This is a genomic window from Deinococcus misasensis DSM 22328 (genome assembly GCF_000745915.1).
GTDB classification, from domain to species: Bacteria; Deinococcota; Deinococci; order Deinococcales; family Deinococcaceae; genus Deinococcus_C; species Deinococcus_C misasensis.
Genome location: NZ_JQKG01000002.1, coordinates 143,080 through 161,492 on the forward strand (window position 1 = coordinate 143,080; position 18,413 = coordinate 161,492).

Annotated in this window: 17 protein-coding genes; 2 read left to right on the top strand and 15 right to left on the bottom strand. The window is 56.6% G+C overall.

Features of this window, described 5'->3' with window-relative positions; all coding sequences use genetic code 11:
* Positions 1–7: 7 nt before the first annotated feature.
* From Q371_RS02400 to Q371_RS02415, 4 genes are all read right to left on the bottom strand, one after another.
* Positions 8–196, bottom strand: coding sequence for a hypothetical protein (locus Q371_RS02400; protein WP_034335546.1), 189 nt, complete (start codon positions 194–196; stop codon positions 8–10).
* Between the two features lie 621 nt (positions 197–817).
* Positions 818–1,912 (bottom strand): FAD-dependent monooxygenase, encoded by a 1,095-nt coding sequence (locus tag Q371_RS02405; RefSeq protein ID WP_034335548.1) that lies wholly within the window; start codon positions 1,910–1,912, stop codon positions 818–820.
* Entirely contained in the window at positions 1,900–2,490 is a 591-nt protein-coding gene (locus Q371_RS25125) for a TetR/AcrR family transcriptional regulator (protein ID WP_051963096.1), read from the bottom strand. Before Q371_RS25125 ends, Q371_RS02405 begins: the two co-directional genes overlap by 13 nt.
* Before the next feature lie 332 nt (positions 2,491–2,822).
* Positions 2,823–3,731: a LysR family transcriptional regulator gene (locus tag Q371_RS02415; protein WP_034335550.1), complete on the bottom strand. Its 909-nt coding sequence runs from the start codon at positions 3,729–3,731 to the stop codon at positions 2,823–2,825.
* 108 nt (positions 3,732–3,839) lie between these two features.
* Here Q371_RS02415 and ilvD point away from each other — a divergent pair, with 108 nt between their 5' ends.
* Complete coding sequence (gene ilvD, locus Q371_RS02420; RefSeq protein WP_034335551.1) at positions 3,840–5,522, top strand: dihydroxy-acid dehydratase; 1,683 nt, start codon at positions 3,840–3,842, stop codon at positions 5,520–5,522.
* Between the two features lie 66 nt (positions 5,523–5,588).
* Here ilvD and Q371_RS02425 read toward each other — a convergent pair whose 3' ends face one another.
* The 5 genes from Q371_RS02425 to Q371_RS02450 all read right to left on the bottom strand — a co-directional run bounded on the left by Q371_RS02425 (position 5,589) and on the right by Q371_RS02450 (position 11,940).
* The gene (locus Q371_RS02425; RefSeq protein WP_169743775.1) at positions 5,589–6,752 is read right to left on the bottom strand and encodes a family 8 glycosyl hydrolase; all 1,164 of its coding nucleotides are present in this window, start codon (positions 6,750–6,752) and stop codon (positions 5,589–5,591) included.
* A gap of 680 nt (positions 6,753–7,432) precedes the next feature.
* Positions 7,433–8,359 (bottom strand): Ig-like domain-containing protein, encoded by a 927-nt coding sequence (locus Q371_RS25130; RefSeq protein ID WP_051963097.1) that lies wholly within the window; start codon positions 8,357–8,359, stop codon positions 7,433–7,435.
* 73 nt (positions 8,360–8,432) lie between these two features.
* Entirely contained in the window at positions 8,433–9,071 is a 639-nt protein-coding gene (locus tag Q371_RS02440) for a hypothetical protein (protein WP_034335557.1), read from the bottom strand.
* 180 nt (positions 9,072–9,251) lie between these two features.
* Positions 9,252–10,841 (bottom strand): endo-1,4-beta-xylanase, encoded by a 1,590-nt coding sequence (locus Q371_RS25135; RefSeq protein WP_157442470.1) that lies wholly within the window; start codon positions 10,839–10,841, stop codon positions 9,252–9,254.
* 70 nt (positions 10,842–10,911) lie between these two features.
* Entirely contained in the window at positions 10,912–11,940 is a 1,029-nt protein-coding gene (locus Q371_RS02450; RefSeq protein WP_034335558.1) for a LacI family DNA-binding transcriptional regulator, read from the bottom strand.
* A 377-nt stretch (positions 11,941–12,317) separates the two neighbouring features.
* Between Q371_RS02450 and Q371_RS02455 the strand changes: the two genes are divergently transcribed.
* Entirely contained in the window at positions 12,318–12,914 is a 597-nt protein-coding gene (locus Q371_RS02455; RefSeq protein ID WP_034335560.1) for a hypothetical protein, read from the top strand.
* Positions 12,915–12,970: 56 nt separating this feature from the next.
* Here Q371_RS02455 and alr read toward each other — a convergent pair whose 3' ends face one another.
* Genes alr through Q371_RS02485 form a run of 6 tightly spaced genes read right to left on the bottom strand, consistent with a single transcriptional unit; the run spans position 12,971 to position 18,412 of the window.
* A complete protein-coding gene (gene alr / locus Q371_RS02460) occupies positions 12,971–14,044 on the bottom strand; it encodes an alanine racemase (protein WP_034335561.1) in 1,074 nt (357 codons plus the stop codon).
* 9 nt (positions 14,045–14,053) lie between these two features.
* Positions 14,054–15,184: a HAMP domain-containing protein gene (locus Q371_RS25140; protein ID WP_051963099.1), complete on the bottom strand. Its 1,131-nt coding sequence runs from the start codon at positions 15,182–15,184 to the stop codon at positions 14,054–14,056.
* Positions 15,185–15,205: 21 nt separating this feature from the next.
* Positions 15,206–16,528: an Npt1/Npt2 family nucleotide transporter gene (locus tag Q371_RS02470; RefSeq protein ID WP_034335564.1), complete on the bottom strand. Its 1,323-nt coding sequence runs from the start codon at positions 16,526–16,528 to the stop codon at positions 15,206–15,208.
* A gap of 4 nt (positions 16,529–16,532) precedes the next feature.
* Positions 16,533–17,240 carry a MinD/ParA family ATP-binding protein gene (locus Q371_RS02475; RefSeq protein WP_169743776.1) on the bottom strand — a complete coding sequence of 236 codons (708 nt, stop codon included), beginning with the start codon at positions 17,238–17,240 and terminating at the stop codon, positions 16,533–16,535.
* A 29-nt stretch (positions 17,241–17,269) separates the two neighbouring features.
* On the bottom strand, positions 17,270–17,656 hold the full coding sequence (locus Q371_RS02480; RefSeq protein WP_034335570.1) for a hypothetical protein: 387 nt from the start codon (positions 17,654–17,656) through the stop codon (positions 17,270–17,272).
* Between the two features lie 3 nt (positions 17,657–17,659).
* The gene (locus Q371_RS02485; RefSeq protein ID WP_034335573.1) at positions 17,660–18,412 is read right to left on the bottom strand and encodes a MinD/ParA family ATP-binding protein; all 753 of its coding nucleotides are present in this window, start codon (positions 18,410–18,412) and stop codon (positions 17,660–17,662) included.
* Between the last annotated feature and the right edge of the window lies 1 nt (position 18,413).

The following is an 18,413-nucleotide window of genomic DNA, read 5'->3' on the forward strand; positions in this document are numbered from 1 at the left end:
AAGACGCTCAGGAAAGGTTCCGGCGTTCCTGGGTCCAACGTACATTCAAACGGATGCTGCGCGCCCTGAGGGAAGCGAAGTCGTAACCGGTGGCTTCGCTGGCCTCCTCAAGGGTGGGGTACAGCTTTTTCATGTGCTGAAGTTCTCTGGGGGTGAGCAGGGTGGCCAGTTTGGGTGAGGGATCGTGCGGGGTCATGGTTTCACTCCAGTGCAAAGAACCGATGTTTGGGGGTCGGTGGCTCTCATGATGAACCGAAAAAACACAGCCGTCATGGACATTCATCCTGCTTTGTGTGGCAGATTGCATCCATTGCGCTGTGTCATCAAGTGCATCAATCAATTGGTGATTTCATTTTAATGCGCTGACCATGAGAGGGGGCCTCTGGTTTGCTGACTGCGTTCACATCTTCACTCACTTTGATGCGTTGGACACAAAACAAACACAACCAAAATCCCTCTGGCGTTTTGCCAGAGGGGGCTATATTTTGATCGCACACTCCTGAGGATCTTCAGCAGTGTAGCCGAAAATCATGACCGGAGTATGACCACGGTCACTTCAGACAGGATCAGCCTAAAGTCTGAATTTTGGCATGTCATTGGAAAAGCCGTCAGCGTTCAGCCCTCAGCTTTCAGCAAAAAGCCCCCAAAAAGCTTTTGCTTTCGACAACAGCAGGGCACAAAGACGAAAAATGAAAGCCACTCGGATTTTCAGGTCAAAAGGCAGCCAGAAAACTTTCCTTCTGGCTGACGGCTGAACGCTGACAGCTGACCGCTCTTTCTGTTTGTCTGGCTCGACAGTGACTTTGTGCTGACCCAGTCACTTCAGACTTTGATCTGGATTCCAGAGCCATGTTGGAGGCTGACCGGGAACCGCACCCAGCAATGCATTTCGGATGGAAACCAGTCCCCTGTTTTGCAGTTGTCCTGCCCTTCCCAGATGACGGGAGAGGATTTGCACCTGTTGCACCCGTTTTTGCCTGCCCTGACGCATCCATACGGACAGGTTCTTTTGCCCACTCTGTATGCCTTTTGCCAGCCAGAGGGCATCTTCGATGCCCATTCCAGCCCCCTGCCCAAGGTTGGGGGTGAGGGCGTGGGCAGCATCTCCCAGCAACACCACCTGCCCATTGCCCCAGAACGGAACAGGAAGTTCGCGGATGTCGGTGTGGATGACCGGATGCTGGTCAAGCAAGTTCAAAGCCCCAAAATCTGCCCCAGAGAATTCAGCAAAAAGGCTGGAAAATGCAGGTCTGGACCTCTGGAATTGCTGGGCTTTGCTGTTGAGCGTGAGGTAAACATACAGGCGGTTTTCAGTGAGGGGCACAAGTCCGAGCCGCTTTCCATGTCCCCAGAGTTCTCTGGCCCCTTCCAGTTTTTGCGAGAAGGGCAACACCGCCCGCCAACTGGTGTACCCCGCATGAACCACAGAGGGTCCGTGGACTTGCTGGCGCACTCTGGAGTGCAGACCATCTGCTCCGATCAGCACATCGGCCTGAACGACAGAGCCATCTGTAAATTGAACCTCAAGCTTGCCATTTTTGGGCTGGTGGCTCTGGTATGCCTGACCGAATTTCAGGTGGGGTTCCAGCCCTTTTGCCAGCTGGGCCGACAACTCCCCCCGATGAAAGGCCAGCAGTTTGCCTGCTGGAGCACGCAGGGCTTGCAAGCTTTTGCCTCTGGCATCACACAAATGGCTGGCACCCAGATTTTGACCCAAAGGCAAAAGCCTGTCCAGAGCATCCAATTGTTCCAGCACCTGCAAGGCGTTGGGGGCCAGAATCAGGCCTGCGCCCGCCGTTTGCAGGGAAGGGCTTTTTTCTGTGATGGTGAATTCCACCTCTGGGGCCAGCTTTTTCAGGGCCTGACCGAGCACCAGTCCAGCGATGCCTGCCCCTGCAATCAGGATTCGCATGGTTGCAGCCCTTTCCATTGAAGTTCAAAAGCTTGCCTGAGGGTGTGCTGCACCCTTTCAAGGTCCTGATCGGTGGGCAGCCACTGCATGATCACCATCAGGTAAATGCCAAAAAGGTTCTGGGCAGCCTGCCTGACATTGACTTGTGGATCCAGTCGTTTTTGCTGCTGGGCCAGAGCCAGCACCCCTTCAATGCGTTCCAGAAACCCCATCAGGTTGCTGGTGGTCACATCCGATGATGGGTTTCTGAGCACCTCCACCAGGAAATGACGGGCCAACGTGCGGTGTTTTGCATACAGGTGCAAAGGACCTCCGAACAGCACCAGCAAAGCTTCCAGAGGATGCTCTGGAAGGGAGGCATGTGGAGTGCTTGCGGTTCTCAGGGCATCTTCGAAGGCCAGAACCAGCAGGGCTCCTTTGTTTTCGGCATACAGGAAAAGGGTTCCGGTTGCGATGTCGGCAGCCTCGGAGACCTGTCGGGTGGTGACTTTTTCATAGCCGTGCTCGGTGAACAGTTGCCATGCGATGTGGGCAATCTGCTGCTGGCGGTCGTGCTTTTTCTGCTGCATCCGGGTCATGCCATGAGCATGCTCATTTCTGAGTTTGCTCAGTTTTTTGGTCTAGACAGGATACCCGCTCAAGGAACAGACCCACCATGGGCATGTCAGCGCAAAAAGCGGTCAGCAGTCACCCATCAGCGGTCAGGGGAAAGCTCATCTCAAAACTTTTGCTTTCGACAACAGCAACACATAAACGCAAAATGAAAGCCCATCATGTGTTCATCTCAAAAGGCAGCAAGAAAACTTTCCTTCTGGCTGACGGCTGAACGCTGACCCCTGATGGCTCTGTCTGTTTGCATTGCCCAAACAGCGACTCTGAATTTGCCCTGTAAAGCCCCAGAGACAGGCTTTCAAGACGGAACCGCCTGAAACTGCTTCTGCAAGAACTCCACAAACACCCGCACCTTCAGGGGCAGATACGTGCGGGTGGGATAAAGAAGCCAGACTGCGGGGTCTTCCAGATCCGAGCCGTTAACCCGGTGCTCTGGAAACACATCCACCAGAAGGCCCGAGTTCAGCTCTTTCTGCACGATCCACCCGGCCTGCAAAATGATGCCCATGTCCTGCACAGCAAGGTCTTTCAGGGCAATGGCGTTTGAGCTTTTCAGGGGGCCTTGCACCATTACGTCTTCGGTGTGGCCCGCTCTGGACGTGAAATGCCACACATCCCGGTAACCCGGCATCTCGAGGAGCAAACACCTGTGGTCTTTCAAATCGGCAGGCTTGCTGGGGCGACCATGTTTCTGGAGGTAACCGGGACTGGCACACACCCTTGAATGCAAAGGGGCCAGTTTCTGGACCACACTTCCGGGTTCGGCCAGAGGACGGGTGCGCAAAGCCACGTCGATGCGCTCGTCCAGCAAATTGAGGGGACGGTCATTGAGGATCAATTCGAAGTGCAGGTTGGGGTGCTCTCTGGCAAAAGCAGGAAGCAATGGCACCAGTTGAATCTGCCCGAAACTGACCGGAGCATGGATCCGCAAGGTGCCCTGAGGGGTGTCCTGCACGTCCATGGCCTGCAACCTCGCTCTGGCGAACTCCTCGATCAGGGGTTCGATTCTGGAGAAATACACCAGTCCAGCCTCGGTGGGGGTCAGTTTGCGGGTGGTGCGGTGAAACAGTTTGAGGCCCAATTCTTCTTCCAGAGCGGCAATCTGTCTGGAGACTGAAGAAGGGTCAAGGTTGCGGTCCCTTGCCACCGATGCGAAATTGGAGGCGCGCATCACGGCCACATAGAGGTCCAGAGCTTGCAGGTCCATTCATGCATTATACGCATGAGTGTTTTGCAAAAGAGGCTCTTTATTGCAAGATTTCTGAGGACTATAATGCAATGTAACTTTCATTCCTGCAGCCTCAAGGAGATTCCCATGCGCAGCAACACCATCAAATCCGGTTTCGAACGGGCCCCCCACCGCAGCCTCTTGCGTGCCACTGGCGTGATTCAACGCGAAAGCGACTTCGACAAGCCCTTCATTGCCATCTGCAACTCCTACATCGACATCATCCCCGGACACGTGCACCTGCAAGCGTTCGGACAGGTGGTCAAAGAAGCCGTGCGAGCAGCAGGCGGAATCCCCTTCGAGTTCAACACCATCGGTGTGGATGACGGCATCGCCATGGGTCACACCGGCATGAAATACAGCCTTCCCAGCCGTGAAATCATCGCAGACTCCGTAGAGACCGTGATTCAGGCCCACCAGTTTGACGCCATGATCTGCATCCCCAACTGCGACAAAATCGTGCCCGGCATGCTGATGGGTGCCATGCGCTGCAACATCCCCACCATCTTCATTTCCGGTGGTCCCATGCTGCGTGGCCTGACCCAGAGTGGCAAACGCATCGACTTGGCCAGCGTTTTCGAAGCCGTGGGCTCTTTCAAAGCCGGAAAAATGAGCGGCGAAGAACTCCTCGAATACGAACAGGAAGCATGCCCCACCTGCGGAAGCTGCTCGGGCATGTTCACCGCCAACAGCATGAACTGCCTCTGCGAAGCCCTCGGGATGGCCCTGCCCGGCAACGGCACCATTCCTGCCACCGACCCCAACGGACGCCGTCAGGCCCTTGCGCAGGCCGCTGCCCGTCAGGTGATGGTGCTCTTGGAGCGCAACATCCGCCCCAAAGACATCGTGACCCGCGAATCTCTGGACAACGCTTTCGCTCTGGACATGGCCATGGGTGGCAGCACCAACACCATCCTGCACACCATCGCCATTGCCCACGAAATTGGCGTGGAATACCCCCTGAGTCGCCTCAACGAAGTCTCTGACCGCGTGGCCAACCTGTGCAAAATTGCACCCAGCAGCAACTACCACATTCAGGACCTCGACGAAGTGGGCGGGGTCAGCGTGATCCTCAAAGAACTCTTCAAGCACGGACAACTGCACGAAGGTTGCGTCACCGTGACCGGAAACACCCTTGAAGAGAACGTCAAAGACGCCCCAGAGCCAGACGGCGAAGTGGTCCGCACCCTCGAAAACGCCTACAGCAAAACCGGTGGCCTCAGGATGCTGTTCGGCAACATCTCTCCTGAAGGTGGCGTGGTCAAATACGCCGGGGTGGTGCCCAGCATGCGCCAGTTCGAAGGGGAAGCCATCTGCTTTGACAGCATGGAAGACGCCAACGAAGGCATCCTCGGGGGCAAAGTGCGCTCCGGTCACGTGGTGGTCATCCGCTACGAAGGCCCCAAAGGCGGACCCGCCATGCAAGAAATGCTCTCCCCCACCGCCAACATTCAAGGGATGGGCCTTGGCGAAACCGTGCTGCTCCTCACCGACGGACGCTTCTCTGGCGCAACCCGAGGCGGAAGCATTGGGCACATCTCCCCTGAAGCTGCAGCAGGCGGACCCATCGCTCTGGTGCAAGACGGAGACATCATCAAAGTGGACATGGACGCCGGAACCCTCAACGTGCTGGTCAGCGATGAGGAACTCGCCCGTCGCCGTGAAAACTGGCAACCCGTGATCAAAGAAATTCCCGGCAAGTGGCTCAAACGCTACGCCCGACTGGTGACCTCTGGATCTCAGGGGGCCGTGCTGCTCGACACGTTCTGAGCGCTGAAACATTGCAAACCAAAAGCCGGGACATCCCCGGCTTTTTTTGCATTTCCCTTCACTTTTTCACATGTACTTCTTGAAATTCCCTGTCACCCAGAGCATCCCGAGGGTGTGCACCATCAAATCGTAATAGCCGTAGTGGGTGGGATCCTGATAAAAAATTTCATTCTTGAAGTTTACGGCTCTGGGATGGGCAGGCACAATCAGGCTGGCCACGGCATTCATGGCAATCAAACCTGCATTTTTGCCTCCTTCACAATACCCGTCTGCACGGCACAAGCTGTTGTAAGACAGGTGCGAATCGTTGCGGTTGCCATCCTGACCATTGAAAAAATTCAGAATGTTCCAAGACAGGGTCGAAGCCTTCAGGTTGGTGGCGTCCTGATTACCCCTCCAGATGAAATCCATGGTCCAGTTCATGGCGGTGCGCCGGGCATCGTAACGAAATTCATTGGACTTCGGATTCCAGCTTTCTGAACGGCCCGAGCCGTCGTAGTTGGCATACTCGGGGGTCAGGCCACTGCCACTGCGGAATTTGCTGGTGGCTTGGGTCAGGAAGTTGCGACTGGTGTTGGCAGCGGCACGCCAGAAGTCTCGGGTTCCCCAACCGTGTTTTTCTGCGGTTGCAGCCCACACATCAAAGAAAGCAGGCAAATGGTAAGACGGATCGGTGAATTCGTTGACCTGGGTGAATTTGATCATGCCATTGTACGTTCCGCCATTCACAAACAGTCTGGCTTTCATGGCTGCCTGCAAAGCTTTGGCATCCGTCAGGTAACCCGAGTTGGAACCCCCCACCCAGCGGTTGTGGGCAAAAATCAGGGCGGTCAGGAAGTACGCCTCTCCATCAGGTGCGCTGTTGGTGTCCACCTTTTGTCCTGAATCTGGATTGACCCGCCATGCAAACAGGCCGGTGTCGCTGTTCTGCATCTTCCATTTGCTCCAATTCCACACCCGATCAAACAAATTCCGGTCGTTCATCTGGACCGCCATCATCATCACGTAAGACTGGCCTTCGGAGATCACGTCGTTGCCAAAATCAGGATTGCGGATGTAATCTTTGCCTTCCATTTTGGCTTTGACCCTGCTCCAAGCGTAATCCAGAGTGTAGGTTTGCTGTTGCTCGGCATTGAGCCCAGAGGGTCCTGCAGAACCCTCTGGGGTGAGTGAACCACAAGAGACCATCAAGGAAACCGTCAGACCTGCGAGCAAGGTGATTTTTTTCATGGAACCTTCCTTTCCAGATGCACCCACAAACAGGCCAGAGCAAGACAAGAAGTTGGAGAAAAATGCATCCATTGCCTGTGGGATGGGTGAAATTGGGTTTTTGGCTTGGTCCCAGCTTATCGAGAGGAGGTGCTCTGGAGCAACAAGAAAATCAATTTGAACTGGGTTCAATGAAAAAAGCACCAAAGAAGAGGATGGAAACAGCGGTTGCCTCGGGAAAGGGGACTGAAAAAGCGATATTCAGCAACACAAACCCCCTGAGTTTCCTCCGGAGGCTCACTTTACGCAAATGTCACTTGGGAAAAACGCACTGGTCTGGGCGGGTCATTTTCTGCAGCCTGAGCAACTGGGTGACGTTTTGGTTTGTGCTGGAAACCTTGGTGAACACATCGCAGATCATCTTGCGGTATTTGGTGTTTTGTCCGGTATCAACGGCTTGACGCAAAGACTTGTGCAGGATGCTTTTGTCAACCTCAGTTTTTTCTTTGGGAAGCCAAAAACATTTCAGGGCCAAACAGGTCACTTCATGCACTTGAAAGAGCAGGTTGTCCACTGTGGGTTGGTTTTGCAGAGGCCATTGAAAACATCAGGGTTGAAATCAGGAACATCTTTTCATGCACCCCAAAGTACGGCATTCAGGGGTTTTGGGCATCAGGTTTTTCCAGAGTGTTTCCCGCCTTTTACTTTTTCAGCACCACTTCGGCCACCTGGATTTGCCCCGAGGTCACCCCCACCACCCCGTCGGCTTGAATGTTGATGGTGGTGATGGCGTTTTTGACCTGATCGTAGGTTTTGGGGTTTTTGCTGGGGTCGCAGTGGCCGGGGATTTGCCAGAGGGTGCTGTCTTGGGTGGGGATGTGCAGGTCTTGCAGGGTGCTGGTCAGGTTGGTGGCGGTGTAGAAGGGGAAGCAGCCGTCTTTGACGTTGGGATCTCCGTCTTGCACGAACACACGGAGGGTGGTTTTGCCTGCATTCACAGCGGCAGCGTTGACCCCGAGTTTCAGGGCGATGTGCTGGTAAGCACCAAGGTTGTGGGTGGTGCCTGTGGGGGCGTGGATGTTCAGTCCGGCTCCGCCGTAACTGTTGTCGGCTTTGACAGTGTAAACGAGGGTGTAGGTTCCGTTCAGCACGCTGGTCTGGTCGATGCTGGCCCCTGCGGCTTTTTCTGCGTACTGGTAGGGTTGGATGTTGCCACCTTGCAGGGTTTGGGTGATGGGTTCACCTCCGCCAAATTGCGCGAAGGTCTCGGTGTCGATGAGCCCAGAGGCCGTCACTTCGATGGGGGTGCTGATTCCTGCGTTTCCTGCTGCGTCGTAAGCAGTGGCGGTATACGTGGTGGTGCCATTTCGAACGATGGGGTCGGTGGTTTTGTAGGGGGAGGTGGTGTCGGTGAACAGGGTGGTGTTGCCTTTTTTGAAGACCACCTTAACCACCCCGGTGTTGTCGTTGGCGGTGGCGGTCAGTTTGACGGTGCCGGGTGCCGTGAAGGTGCTCTGGTCGGCTTGCAGCGTGACCATGGGCTTTTCGGTGTCGGAGTTGGCTGGGGTCTGGTTGCAAGCGGTGATGCCGAGGGCCAGCAGGCAGGTGAAAAAGGTGTGGTGTTTCATGGGGTCTCCTTTTGAAGCATTTGAAAGGTGGACAAGTGGGGGTCTCTGGTGGGGGTTTTCACTGATCAACGCTTTAAGGTTGGGTGAATTGGATGCGTTCCAGTTGGATTTCGCCTTTGATGCCCTCTGGGGCATAGGCAATCAGGTGGATCTCTTTGGCGGTTTTCAGGGCACTCCCAAGGGTTTCTTTGCGGTCATCGGCGGAGCAGTACCCAAGAGGGGTCCATTGGGTGCTCTGGAGGGGAATCTGGTATTCGCGCATGCCTCGGGTCAGTTGGATCTGGTGGGCGCTCCAGCAGTATTTGTCTTCGTCGGCTTTGAAGGTGTCTCCGTCAATGCGGACCATCAGGCGTTCCAGGTTGCTGGCATTCACAGTGATTCTGAGGGTGCCGTTCAGGTAACCCCGCAGGTCGGTGGGGGTGTTTCCGGGCACCCCTGCAACGATGGCGGCTCCGCTCCAGTTGTTTCCGGTGCCCATGTTGAACTGGAAACGCACAGCGTTGCCGATTTTCTGGAAGGGTCCCGAGGTTTCGTTTTTCTTTTCGCTGTAGGCGTAGCGGTAAGAGCCTCCTTGCTGGTCGGTCTGGTCCGGACCAGCTTTTTGGTAGGTGGCCCAGAGGAAATTTGAGGGGACGGTCTGGGAGGTACCTGCGATGGGTGCGCACGCAGTGAGCGTGAGAAGAAGGGGCCAGAGAGGGATTTTTGGGTGCATGTTGCTCCTGCCGCAACGGGTGTTGCGGATCTTGAATGGGGATTTGGGATTGGGATTTGGGGTTGGATGGGACAAAAGGGTCCCTGAGGGTGCCAGAGTGGAGGCTGACACCCTGCGGTTTGCAATGCCGTCAGAGGAATGAACGGTCAGGGACGCTGTGGGGTGAGGGCTCAGTTCACTTCACTGGCCCAGGGTGATGTTGCCCACTTCCAGTGTGGTGCTGCGGGCGCTCTGGCTGATGTCGGTGTCGGCAATTTCGATGGAGTGCACCTGTGGGAGCACCGTGTCGATGCTGCGGGCGTTGGCTCCACACCAGCTTTCGGGGGTAAATTTGGGGATTTCGAGGGTGTATTCGGTGAGGGTACGGGTGGTTTTCACAACAAACACCGGGTAGCATCCAGCATTCAGAATGTTCTGGTCTGGGCCAGAGATCCGCACCCTCAGAGTGCCTTCGTGAGCGGTGGCCAGTTGAATTTTGAGGTTGATTTTTCCAGTGTGGTCCACGGTGCTGGATCCCGTGGCGGAACGCACGATCACCCCTGTCCCGGCAAAGCTGCTGCCCGCTTGCTTCCCGAGGGTGTATTGCAGTTGCAGGCGGCCTTGACTTCTGGTGAGGCTCTGGATGCTGGCATCGCCGGGTTTTTCGGAGTAGGTCATGCGGATCACGTCTGCACCTTGCGCAGTCTGTTCGGTGCCGTCCGGGAAGGTGGCGAAGCTCTGGAAGGTGGTGGCCGCTTGTGGGGATGGGGGGGCTTGAACCGCAACCTGTTGGCCTTTGCCCTTGAGGGCTTCCTGCACTGCAAAATACGCGGGTTTGGGTTGATAAAACCCGTCGTACAGCAGTGGACTGTCCCCTTTCAGCCAGGAGTGGTTGTCCGAGACACCCCAAGTGATCAGGGCCGTGCAGTTTTTGGCTTGCAGGCACACGTTGGTGATGTCTCTGTACAGTTTGGCCAGAGCCGCATTGCGTTCAGCGGGTGTGCCCTGAAAAGCTCCGGTTCGCACGTCCAGTTCGGTGATGTGCACTTCCAGCCCGAGGTCTGCAAGGCGTTTCATGTTCTGCTGGATTTCCGTGATGCTGGGCGGAAAAGCGAGGTTGAGGTGCATTTGCATGCCCACCCCGTCAATGGGGACCCCCTCGGCCTTGAGTTTTTTGACCAGTTGATAAATCTCGTTGGATTTCTGGTTCAGGGTTTCGCTGTTGTAGTCGTTGTAGAACAGTTTGGCGTCGGGATCGGCTTCCCTGACGTACCGAAAGACCCGCCCAATGTAGTCGTCCCCGAGGGTTTTGCGCCAGAGGGTGTCCCTGAGGCCCCCTGAATCGGAAATGGCCTCATTCAGCACATCCCACGCAAACACCTTGCCTTTGTAATGGCTGGCCACCGTCTGAACGTGGGTTTTCATGATTTCTTCCAGTTCATCTTTGCTGAAGTTGCCATCGGTCATCCATTTGGGGACCTGTTCATGCCAGAGCAGGGTGTGACCTCGCAGTTTCATGTTGTTTTTCTGGGCGTAGGCGGCCAGCAGGTCTCCCTGTGCAAAGTTGAATTCGTTGCGGGCAGGTTGGCTGGGGGCCATTTTCATGGCGTTTTCCGCAACCAGAATTTCAAAGTCTTTTTCGAGGATGTTGGTGTAGTCGGGGTTGTCAAGAAGCTGGAACATGTCGACCGCAGCACCGATCTTCAGGTGGGTGTCACTGGTGTGGGTTTTGAGGCCTTCGGCAAATGCGCCAGAGGTGATGAGGGCCAGCATGAGGGTGCGTTTTTTCATGGGATCCTTTCCGGGCACAACGGCCCTTTCCAGCCTGAAAGCTGAAGGGGTTGGAGGTGGGGGGTCAAAGTCAGCTTTTTTCGATTCTGGGCAGGTTGAACAGCATGCGGGTGGATTCGCGGATCACCAGTGACGGTTGAAACTCGGGGAGGGGCCGGGGGTGGCGGTAGGTCAGCATTTCCAGCAGGTTGGTCACAGCGGCCTGCACCATCTCGTAAATGGGGTGTTTGATGGTGGTGAGTGGAGGGGCCATGTAATCCACTCCGCGCACGTCATCGAAGCCCACCAGAGAAACCTCCTCTGGAATGCGGATGCCTTTTCTGAACAGGGCGAGTCTTGCCCCAAGGGCCATCTGGTCGTTGCTGGCAAAAATGGCTGTGAACGTCACCCCGCGGTTGAACAGCAGTTCGGTGCCCATCACCCCTGTGGATTCATTGAAGTTGCCTTCCACCACCAGTTGCGGATTGAACGGGATGCGGTGCTCGGCCAGAGCGTCTTTGTACCCCTGCAGGCGGTCTCGGGCATCGGAGGTTTGTAGGTCTCCGGTGATGTGGGCGATGGCCCGGTGCCCGAGGTGGATCAGGTGTCGGGTGGCAAGGTATCCACCGAACACGTTGTTGAGGGGCAGGCATTGTTTTTCAAGACCTTTGATGCTGCGGTCCAGAATCACGGTGGGAACCTGTTTGGCGATGGTGAGCAAGTGGCGGTCTGGCAGGTGGCCTCCAATCACGATCAGTCCGGTCATCTGGCGTTCCAGCAGGATTTCAAGGGCGTCCTGTTCGGTTGCGGGATTCCAGTGTCCACTGATGAACACCGGGTAGTATCCGGTGTCGCGCAGGGCATGCTCGATGCCCATGATGGCGTTGGTGTAATAGTTGCTGGTGAGGTCCTGCAGCAAAACCCCGATGCTTCGCAGTTTGCTGCGGGTTTGTTTGTGCAGGATCAGTTGGGACCGGTACCCGAGTTGATTCAGGGCCGCTTCGATGCGCATTCGTTTTTCACTGGAGACTTGCGCCGATCCATTGAGCACTCTGGAAACCGAACTGATGGAGACCCCGGCCAGTTGTGCAACGGCCTGAATGGTGACGTGTTTGCCCATGGACACGGTCCTTTCTGCAACGTGGATGTTCTTGGATGTTCTTGAGGTTGGTTTCAGTATTGGGAACCGCTGAAAAAAATTCAAGCACCCCCCCTTGCTTGAAAAACCCTGAAAATCACATGGTTTTTACAAGGGTGTCTGCATGAATGAATTTTCATGAAGGATCAAACCTTGAAAAAAATTGCAGCACTCAGTCCAAAATTCAGGGCAACTTTTCAGGGGTTTTTGTCCATCAAAAGTGCCTGGGCTGACCCCACCTCTGGTTTGTGTTGGTGGTCCTCCTGACAAAAACCCCTGCCCGGAAAGTGCGCCTTGAATTGCAAGCCTCCCTTCCAGAGCGGTAGAATTTGCTGGATTGAACCTTGAGGAGGAGCAACATGAAAAAAAGCTTGGGCATTGTGGGGGTCATTTCTCTGGGTCTGGTGTCTTGCGGCATCACCCCAGATTTCAGTTTGCTTGTGGGCATGCCCACCCTGAAAACCGAATGGCGCACCCAAGGGGGCACTTTTGTGGGTTGTGACGAAGTGTGGGATGGCAACGTTTTGTACAGCACCAAAACCCAGGTGAGGGCTTCTTTCTCGGCTGTGGGAGAACTGGACCGCGCAGATTTGAACCTTCAAGGCGAGGACAACAACAGCACCATTGAAGACGATGATTTTGTGGCGGTGTTCCGCAAAGACAACGGACTGGAGAACTCCGGTGACGATTACACCGTGTTGTTCGATGCCAACTCTGCCACCGGCAATTACCTGCCTGCGGGCGTGGGTCAGCAGGGCATCATTGTGAAGCCCACCCCTCGCAACATCAAGGTGGTCAGCGTGCGTGAGCAGGACCGTCCTTACCTGAATGCAGGTTTCCATGCGAATCTGGTGGGTTACTCGCTGAGTGGTCAGTCTGCCGTTGCCCCCCAGAGCAACACCATCCCGGTGTACCGCAAGTGCACGCTGATCAGTGAAAATGGTCTACCACTGTAAACCTGCAGATCACCTTCTTTTTCTGAGACCACCATCTTGTGTGGATGGTGGTTTTTTCAGGTTTCTGCTGTGACGATGCGCTGGATGCGGCTTCCCAGACAGGAGAGCATCTGTGAACTGATGGTGTTGCCCCAGTCGCTCACCTGATCGGCGGTCAGGGTGGTGGCGTTGAAAAGCTCCACCCAGTCTCCCACCTGCACGCTCAGTCCGGTCACATCAACCATGAGCTGGTCCATGCCAAAAAGCCCGAGGGTGGGTCGTTTCTCCCCTTGCACCACCACACAGGATTTTCCGGCAGCCTGAATGGGGTATCCATCGGCATAACCGATTTGAACCACGGCCACACGGGTGGGGTGGGTGGCTTGCCATCGGCCTTCATACGAGACGGTTTCTCCGGGACGCACTTCATGCAGGTGGCAAATCCGGGCCTTCAGGGTCATGACGGGTTTGAGGGGAAGTTTTCCGCGCAGGTGCCCTGCGCACACGTTGCCAAACAGGGCCATGCCGGGGCGGATCAGGTCAAAAGCGGTGTCCTGCCCGAGGGCCAGCACCCCTTCTGATGCTCCCATGTGCTTCAAAGTTTGTGCCGGGAGGAGGGGAATCACCTGTTTGAACAGGTGCCATTCGTGTCTTGCACGGATCAGGTCCTGCTGGTCTGCAAAGGCAAAGTGGGCAAAGCAACCTTCCAGATGCACGTTGTGTGCTTGCAGGGCGTCCAGCAAGTCAGACACCTCTTCGGGTCTGGCCCCGAGGCGGTTCAGTCCGGTGTTGATTTTGAGGTGCACCTGTGCGCCTGCAGGCAAAAGGGACAGTTCTTCCTGGTGGCTGAGCGTGAACCGCACCCCGAGGCGATGCAGTTCCGGGATGTCTCTGGCATCAGGCGGTGAGAGCAGCAGGATGGGTTTCTGGCAGCCACTCTGGCGCACCTGCTGGGCTTCAGGACCAGAGGCGACCGCATAACCCCACACTTCTGGCAGGGGTTCCAGAAGGGGTGCAATCAAAGGGATGCCATGTCCGTAGGCGTTGGCTTTCAACACGGCCAGAAGGGGTTTTCCGGTGTGGTGGTGAAGCAACTGGGCGTTGTGTCTGAGGGCTTGCGGTTCAATGAGGGCCACTGCGGTGGGATGCAACCAAATCCCCTATTCTCCGGTTTTTTTGCTTTCGGTGCTCTGGCGGCTTCGCAACTGGGCGGCTTTGCTTTTCAGGTCACGGAAAAAGTCGGTGTCGACAATGTCGCTGACCTGTTTCTGGCGTTTGGCTTCGTCGATTTCGATTTTCAGTTCTTCCACCTGTTGCCTGAGGGTTTGCTCGCGGGCCATCACTTCAAGGGCCATGGTGCCAAAAGTCTGGGACAGTTCAGCAATCTCGTCGTGGCCGGGTCGGTCCCGCAATTTTTCGGCCCTTTCGCGGTCCAGTTTTCCAGATTTCATCTCGCGGGCGGCATCAATCAGGCGCAGCAAGGGACGTGAGAAACTCTGGGCCAGCATCCCAGCATTGGCAGCGGTGAACAGGATCGTGGCGATCAGGGTCCCCACAATCTGGTAGAGGATGGAGGGATCTGCCGCTTCATGGCTGAACCGCTGGGTCAGGAAAAAGCCCATCAGGAGGGTCGGCAGGGCAGCAGACACCAGCAGGGTGACCAGCAGGCGGCGCAGGAGTCCCGAGCGCCAGTCTTCGGGGCGCAAACTCAGGCGGTCCACATTGAAGAGCAGGATCGGCAGGAGCAGCACGGTGCAAATCATGTTGACGCGCATGGCCGGGATGAACGAATTGTAGAGGGCGTCCCTGAAGGTGGTGGGGATCACGTAACAGCTCTGGAGGGTGCTGCCCTCCCGGCAGATCCACATCGCGTAAAACGAGGCAAAACCCATCCCGAGGGCCAGACCCAAAGAGGCCACCAGGAGGGCTTTGAACTGGTCAGCAATGCTGCGGTAACTGCGGGGCTTCAGGGCGTACAGGCCCGGAACCAGTCCCACCAGACCCATCCCGAAGCTCCACTGCCAGTCTACGAGGGCACTTCCATACATCAGGGTGTCGCTGGTCAGGTTGCCCAGAAAGCCCCCCAGAAAACCCACCCAAGGTCCGCACAGAAACCCGAAGACCATGGGGATGGTCACGCTCGGGCGCAAATCCAGTCCAGAGGTGTCGGTGAGCTTCATGAAACTGGTGAGCCAGGTGACCAGCACGTACAGGAAGATGGCCCAGAGGGTGTACTGGAACTCCCGGGAGGTGAAGCGCAAAGTCAGGGTGCGCAGGGATTTTGGGCTCATGGTGGGCCTCCTGTGCAGGGTTCAAAACTTGAGTTCATCGAGCACTCCTCCCGAGCGTTTGCGGCGTTTGAGGCGCCAGTTGAGCATGCTTTTGTCGTACGTCTGGTTGAAGCGGAAAATGGCCCACAGTGCCCCTGCTGCGCAACCGAAAGCCAGCAGGAGGCAAATCAGGGTGGCGGTTTGTGGTCCAAACAGGCCGAAGGAAGCACCCACCATCACAAGCCCGAGCAGCACGCAACTGACCACCGATCCTGCCGAGTAGAGGTAGCCTTCCAGAAAAGCACTGACCCGGCCACGTTTCTCGTCAGGAACCATGCCAAGGAATGCCCTTCGGGTGGGTTCGTCGATGCCTTCCAGCATGACGCGCACCAATCCGTTGCCCAGTGCTGCGCCCAGCAGTCCGGGCCACAGGAGGCACAGCACCACGGCAAAAGCCATGCTGATGGGCATTCCATTGAACATTTTTCGGAAGCCATACCGGTTGAGCAGTCCACTGGTGACCGTGAATTGCAGCACCACCAGCAGCACCGTGCGCACCGCTCGGAAAATCCCGTAAAAGCTCTGGAGGGCCTCAGGGTTGCTGTAGGCCAGACTGGCCTGCTGGATCAGGTGGAATTCAAGGGTGTTGAAGGCAAACCCGAGCAGCAGCATGGACAGGGCGAGGTACCAGAACACCGGAACCCCTTTCACGAAATCCAGACCTTCTTTGAGGATGTTCTGGGGTCGGTCGGGGTGGGCTTCCTGCTGGGTTTTGAGGGCCAGTTTTTTGAGGCTGAGCGAAAGGGTGAGGGCCCCGAGCAGCATCAGGAGGGCGTTCAGGGCCAGCAAATCCACATTGCTGAGCAGGCTGTTGTGGGTGAGGGCCGGAATCAGGTTCCCAAGCAGGCTACCCAGCACCACCACCCCCGAGAGCACCGGAAACAGGCGTTTGGCCTCTGGCACGCTGAACAGGTCGTTGGCCAGCGTCCAGATGATCATCGGGAAAATCAGGTATTGCTGGTCTCCCACAATCAAAACAAGCGGGTAGATCAACGAGGAGGGGGCCTGCACCACGAACAGCAGGTACATCCCCAGATACACCACACTGGACAGGCAGAACAGAAAGATGGTCAGGTGTTCCCGTTTGATGCGGTCTGCATACAGGGAGTACAGCACCGAAAACACGAACATCAACAGGTTGTCGATGGCCCACACCCACAGGATGTCCGGCGCACCCAGCGAAGAAACCACCCCACTGGTGCCGACCACATCGCTGGACTGGGCCACAAAAATGTTGACCAGCAGCAGCAAGGCCAGCACTGCAAAGCGGAACACTTCGTTTCTCTGGATGGAAATCAGGGCCACACGTTCACCCCAGTTCCCGGATGCGGGTGCACAGTTCTTGCATCGCCTCTTCCCCCTCGGGTGAGGTGCTCAGGGGGGTGATGTGGGGAAAGGCGTGCGTTTCCACCCGGTAGCTTTCCGAGAATTTGTGGCGCACTTCATCCAGAGGGTACGTGCGGTGCACCATGTTGACGTTCAGCATCAGGTGGGGCACGTCCAGTTTGCGGGCCACGTCAAGGATCACCCCGATGCCTTCGTAGTCTTTTTTCTCGATGCGGACCACCACCATCAAGAGGTCCGAAATGGACATCAGGGGCAGGGTGGTGCCACTCAGGCCCACCGGCATGTCGATCAACACATGGTCGATGCTCAGGGTGTGGGCCAGCCGTTGCAGGTCCTGAATCAACACCGCCGAGTCGTACTCTTCGCGCAGGGTGCGTGAGGCCACCGTCAGGTCGTCGCTGGCCGGAATCATGTACAGGGCTCCAGCATGGTTTTTTTGAGGGCCAGAGAGGTCCTGCACGGTCTGGGCAAGATCGCACAGACCCACCAGATGGTCATTGAGGGTGAATTCCACATTGCGGGCCGGAACCCCCAAGAGGGTCTGCTGCTGGGGTGCACTGATGTCTGCATCCAGCACCAGCACGCGTTTTTCTCGGGAGAGCCGCACGGCCAGAGCGGCCAGCAGGGTGGAGCGACCCGTGTTGCGGTGGAAAGCGGCGAATGGAATCACCTTTGGATGGTGTGGGAGGCCGGGTTCGCTCAAGGTTCTTCACCTGATTTCTTGAGGTCAGAAAGGGGATCAGGGGCCGCTTCCAGCGCACCACTGACCCGGTTCCAGAGGTCTCCGGTGAGCCGCCCCGACCGGGCATGACGGACGCGGTATTCGATGCTGCCGTCTTGCGCAGTGCGGGAGGTTTTCAGGAAACCGTGGTCCAGCAGGAGGTCCACCACTTCTGAGGTTTCAGGAAGGTCGAGTTGCAACAGGCGCGCAAAATCTGCAAGACCCAGAGAACCTTCCCGCACGGTGGTGGTCAGGGCGGTGCGCAACGGCTCAGACAGCAGGGTGAGGTCACTGCTGCGGATGCCGTCTTGCACCGGCCAGCGGTCAATTTCGGCTTTGATGTGCAAAAACAGCCCCTGATCCATGGTTCACAGCAACTGGTCGGCAATGCCGGTGTAAAGCTGACTGATCTGGTGGTTGGGGAAGCGGGTCACGAACACCCCGGCACTGGCCAGAGCCATCATTTCATCGGAGTGGGGGACCACCCCGGCCACCGTGCAATTGTAGGTGGCTTCCACCCGGCGTTTGACTTCTGCAAAGTTGTAACTCTCGGGGGTTTTGTTGACCACCAGAAGCATTTTGGGGATGTCCAGTTGACGGGCCACCTCGACGGTCACGGCGGTGCCCTGATAGTCCTGCTGGTCGGGGCGCATGATCAGCACCAGCACATCTGACATGGCGATGGAGAGCAGGGTCTCCTCGCCCACACCGGGGTGGGTGTCGATCAGGAGCACATCGAGGTCCAGCACTTCGATCAGGCGGTGAAAACCGTCATTGAGGAGCCCCATGTCGTAGCCTTCCCGCAGGATCCGCACGATGTCGCGGCTTCTCACGCTGGAAGGCACCAGAAACACTTTGCCTTTTCCGGTCACACCCACAGCGGCACTCAGGTCGTGGGCGGCCTCTTCGATGTTGCAGTTGCCCCACAGGTAATCGTTGAGGGTGTGGTGCATGTTCTCGGGTTCCAGGCCAAACAGCACATGCACCCCCGGCGATTGGATGTCGGTGTCGATGATGCACACCCGTTTGCCCCTCTGGGCCAGGAGCGCCCCGAGGTTTGCGGTGGTGTTGGATTTTCCGGTTCCTCCCCGGAATGAGTGGACAGAAACAATGGTGGACATG